The following is an 874-nucleotide window of genomic DNA, read 5'->3' on the forward strand; positions in this document are numbered from 1 at the left end:
GTGATGAGAGAAACTTATACACAATAAACCGTTGAGTTTCTGTAGATAATATGTGGGCGAAAGGGGGGATGAAACCTGTGTGAGCTCACTGATAACAGTAGGGTTAGTGTATGAATAAATTACCATCAGGTTGTCAATCCGGAAACCTCCCTCCATCTGTCCATCAGTCTCTTGTTCCTATGGAGGCGGAGGCTTTTGGGCAATGGGTCTGCCGGGCAGGTTCTCAGGGAGGGCTATTTATGGCTGCTACTCGATTAGCACAAACGGAATGGCCGGACAGAATATTAACAGCCAGAGCTGTACGAGAGCAGAAGAAAGCCACCATTTATCAAGCCTTTGAGAAAGGGGAGATGGTTTGCCGTGGAGTTAATGTTGGAGGTGAGCTTAGCTACCAGAAAGCTCCGCTGGTCCCTCGTCCAGGGACTCTACTTCAGGCAGGAAAAAGTATAAAAACGTTTCATAGGGTGACTCATCTGGGGCTCTTCCCCGTGAGGGGGCTTTACCCCTATAAAAGAGATATATTCAGTGATTTTGGCAGTACAAAAAACACAAAGCCAAGAGATCTGCTTCCAGACAGAAATCACCTGTTGGACAAATTAGCAGAACAGGATAACCGTCTCAGCAGTCTCTATTTGCCCCGCACTTCTGGCCGTTTAGGTATGGATGGCAGACATATCAGCGGTCATAACAAAAGCGTTAGTAGTATATTCGAATTATCTAGCAACGAGTTTATTCTTGAAGGGTATCGGAAGGAGCAATACCAATGTGTGATTGTTGCGCTTCCAATCACACTGGACAAACTTTATCAGAAATTGCAGGACAAGTTTTGTTTGGAGAGGGAGTTGGATATTGCAGAATTACCCCTGGTGTTTTA

At 45.4% G+C, this 874-nt stretch carries 1 protein-coding gene; it reads left to right on the forward strand.

The genetic code is table 11. The features are described from left to right. Positions 1–239: 239 nt before the first annotated feature. Positions 240–874, forward strand: a 635-nt coding sequence (locus tag E1189_RS00960; protein ID WP_155158249.1) for a hypothetical protein, incomplete at its 3' end; no start/stop codon positions are given.

The sequence above is a fragment of the Parendozoicomonas verongulae genome, assembly GCF_009711465.1.
Lineage (GTDB): Bacteria > Pseudomonadota > Gammaproteobacteria > Pseudomonadales > Endozoicomonadaceae > Sansalvadorimonas > Sansalvadorimonas verongulae.